Origin of the sequence: Aeromicrobium sp. (assembly GCF_036675695.1) — a bacterium.
In the GTDB taxonomy this organism is placed as follows: Bacteria; Actinomycetota; Actinomycetes; order Propionibacteriales; family Nocardioidaceae; genus Aeromicrobium.
In genome coordinates, this window is the sequence record NZ_JAKFEL010000113.1 from 1 (window position 1) to 3,249 (window position 3,249).

Genomic DNA, 3,249 nt, shown 5'->3' on the forward strand with positions numbered 1-3,249 from the left:
CAGGTGTCCTGGCACAGGAAGCACTCGATGCACTTGCGGAACTCCTGCGAGCGCTCGACGTCGACCTGCTGCATGCGGTACTCGCCCGGCTTGAGGCCCTCCGGCGGTACGAATGCGCGGACCTCGCGAGCCTTCTCGTAGTTGAACGAGACGTCGCAGACGAGGTCGCGGATGACGGGAAACGTACGCATCGGCGTGATCGTGACGGTGCTTTCCTGCGGCAGCGTCGACATACGCGTCATGCAGAGCAGTCGCGGGCGACCGTTGATCTCCGCGCTGCACGAGCCACACTTGCCGGCCTTGCAGTTCCAGCGGACGGCCAGGTCGGGCGTCTGCGTCGCCTGCAGGCGATGGATCACATCGAGGACGACTTCGCCCTCGTTGACCTCAACGTCGTAGTTCTCGAAGTCGCCACCTTCAGCATCGCCGCGCCAGACACGAAAGTTCTGCTCGTAGCTCATCAGGAGTTCCTTCCGGCCAGCTCGGCTTCGGTGAAGTACTTCTTCAGCTCACTCATCTCGAACAGGTCGAGCAGGTCTTCGCGGAGCGGTATCTGCTCCTTCTCCTGCACGTCGACCGAACCGTCGTCCTTGATGTTGCAGACGAGCAGCTTGTGACGCCACTCAGCATTCATGACGGGGTGATCCTCACGGGTGTGACCGCCGCGGCTCTCGGTACGAATCAGTGCTGCCTTGGCGACGCACTCGCTGACCAGGAGCATGTTGCGCAGGTCGAGAGCGAGGTGCCAGCCCGGGTTGAACTGGCGGTGTCCCTCCACGACCATGTGCTTGGCCCGCTCGCGGAGCTCGTCGATCTTGCCCTGAGCCTCTTCGACCTCTTCAGCCTTGCGGATGATGCCGACCAGGTCGTTCATCGACTGCTGGAGCTCCTGGTGGATCGTGTACGGGTTCTCGGCGCCTTCCTGACCACCGTCACCGAACGGAGCCACCGAACGATCGCGGGCTTCCTTGACTGCAGCGTCAGACACCTTGGGGCGGTTCTCGCCGAGCTTGTCGACGTACTCCGCAGCACCGGCACCGGCGCGCTTGCCGAAGACCAGGAGGTCCGACAGCGAGTTGCCGCCGAGGCGGTTGGAGCCGTGCATGCCGCCGGAGCACTCGCCTGCGGCGAAGAGACCGGGGACCGAAGCCGCACCACTGTCGGGATCGACCTCGATGCCGCCCATGACGTAGTGACACGTCGGTCCGACTTCCATCGCTTCCTTCGTGATGTCGACGTCGGCGAGCTCCTTGAACTGGTGGTGCATCGACGGCAGCTTCTTGAGGATCGCTTCGGTGGTTAGGCCCACCTCGGTACGTCCGGCGACGGTCAGATACACCCCGCCGTGCGGGGTTCCTCGACCAGCCTTGACCTCGGAGTTGATGGCCCGAGCCACCTCATCGCGCGGCAGCAGCTCGGGGGGACGCCGGTTGTTGTCGGGGTCGGTGTACCAGCGGTCGCCTTCTTCGGGCGTCGTCGCGTAGAGATCCTTGAACACGTCCGCGATGTAGTCGAACATGAAGCGCTTGCCCTCGGAATTGGTCAGGATTCCACCGTCACCACGTACGGACTCGGTGACGAGGATGCCCTTGACCGACGGCGGCCAGACCATGCCCGTGGGGTGGAACTGCAGGAACTCCATGTTGATCAGCGAGGCGCCGGCGCGAAGTGCGAGCGCGTGACCGTCGCCGGTGTACTCCCAGGAGTTGCTGGTGACCTTGTAGGACTTGCCGATGCCGCCGGTCGCCATGACGATCGCGGGCGCCTCGAACAGCAGGTGGCGTCCGGACTCGCGCTGGTAAGCAACGGCGCCGGAGATCTTGTCGCCGTCCTTGAGCAGGTCGACGATCGTGGTCTCGTCATAGACCTTGATGTTGGACTCGTAGTCGCCCGTGTTGCGGAAGTCTTCCTGCTGCAGCGAGACGATCTTCTGCTGAAGGGTACGGATCAACTCCAGGCCTGTGCGGTCGCCGACGTGGGCGAGGCGGGGGTAGCTGTGGCCACCGAAGTTGCGCTGGCTGATGCGGCCATCCGGCGTGCGGTCGAAGAGTGCGCCGTACGTCTCGAGCTCCCAGACACGATCCGGAGCTTCCTTGGCGTGCAGCTCGGCCATACGCCAGTTGTTGAGGAACTTGCCGCCTCGCATGGTGTCACCGAAGTGCACCATCCAGTTGTCGTTGGAGTTGGCGTTGCCCATGGCAGCCGCGCAACCACCCTCGGCCATGACCGTGTGGGCCTTGCCGAACAGCGACTTGGAGATGATCGCGGTCTTCTTGCCCGACACGCGGGCCTCGATCGCAGCGCGCAGACCGGCGCCACCGGCACCGATGATGACGACGTCGTATGTGTGTGTCTCGATATCAGCAGTCATGAAGATTCAGTCCGTCAGTTGATGAAGCGAAGGTCGTCGATCCAGCCGGCAGAGACGGCCATGATGTAGAAGTCGGTCAGCGCGAGGGTGCCGAGCGTCAGCCAGGCGAGTCCCATGTGGCGACCGTTGAGCTTGGATACCCAGCCCCAGAGCTTGTAGCGGATCGGGTGCTTGGAGAAGTGGTTCAGGCGGCCACCGATCAGGCTGCGGCACGAGTGGCACGACACGGTGTAAGCCCACAGTGCGATCACGTTGACGAGCAGGATGATGTTGCCGAGACCGAAGCCGAACTCGTGGTCCGCCGTGCGGAACGCATAGAACGCGTCGTACGTGTTGATCACCGAGATGATCGCTGCGGCGTAAAAGAAGTAGCGGTGCAGGTTCTGACCCAGCAGCGGGAAGCGCGTCTCGCCGGTGTACTTCTGGTGCGGCTCGGCGACGGCGCACGCGGGCGGCGAAAGCCAGAACGCGCGGTAGTAGGCCTTGCGGTAGTAGTAGCACGTCATGCGGAACAGCAGCAGGAACGGCAGCGTCAGTGCGGCGTACGGCAGCCACCACTGATCAGGCAGGAACTGGCCGAAGTGCGAGGACTCCGGGACACAGCCGTTCGAGACGCAGGGCGAGTAGAACGGCGTCAGGTAGTTGTAGGACTCGACGAAATAGTCCTTCTGCATGAACGCACGCACGGTCGCGTAGGCGACCCAGGCACCAAGGCCGAGGGCGGTGGCGAGCGGTGGAAGCCACCACCTGTCATTGCGCAGAGTTCGGGCGGCAATTGCCGCGCGTCCGGCCCCATTGGGCCCCTTCAACGGTGCTCCAGACGAGGGAGCTGGTGAGGTGGTGGTCACGGCCCACACCTTAGGACTGTCCGCTCATTC

General features: G+C 63.7%; 3 protein-coding genes. All 3 read right to left on the reverse strand.

Annotation, left to right across the window (positions count from 1 at the left end; genetic code table 11):
- Window positions 1–461 (reverse strand): succinate dehydrogenase/fumarate reductase iron-sulfur subunit (locus V6M39_RS07235; protein WP_332643118.1); only part of this gene is annotated, 461 nt, incomplete at its 3' end.
- Window positions 461–2,371, reverse strand: a complete 1,911-nt coding sequence (locus V6M39_RS07240; protein ID WP_332643119.1) for a fumarate reductase/succinate dehydrogenase flavoprotein subunit — start codon at window positions 2,369–2,371, stop codon at window positions 461–463. The genes V6M39_RS07235 and V6M39_RS07240, both read right to left, overlap by 1 nt.
- A gap of 14 nt (window positions 2,372–2,385) precedes the next feature.
- Window positions 2,386–3,219, reverse strand: coding sequence for a hypothetical protein (locus tag V6M39_RS07245; protein WP_332643120.1), 834 nt, complete (start codon window positions 3,217–3,219; stop codon window positions 2,386–2,388).
- Window positions 3,220–3,249: the final 30 nt, after the last annotated feature.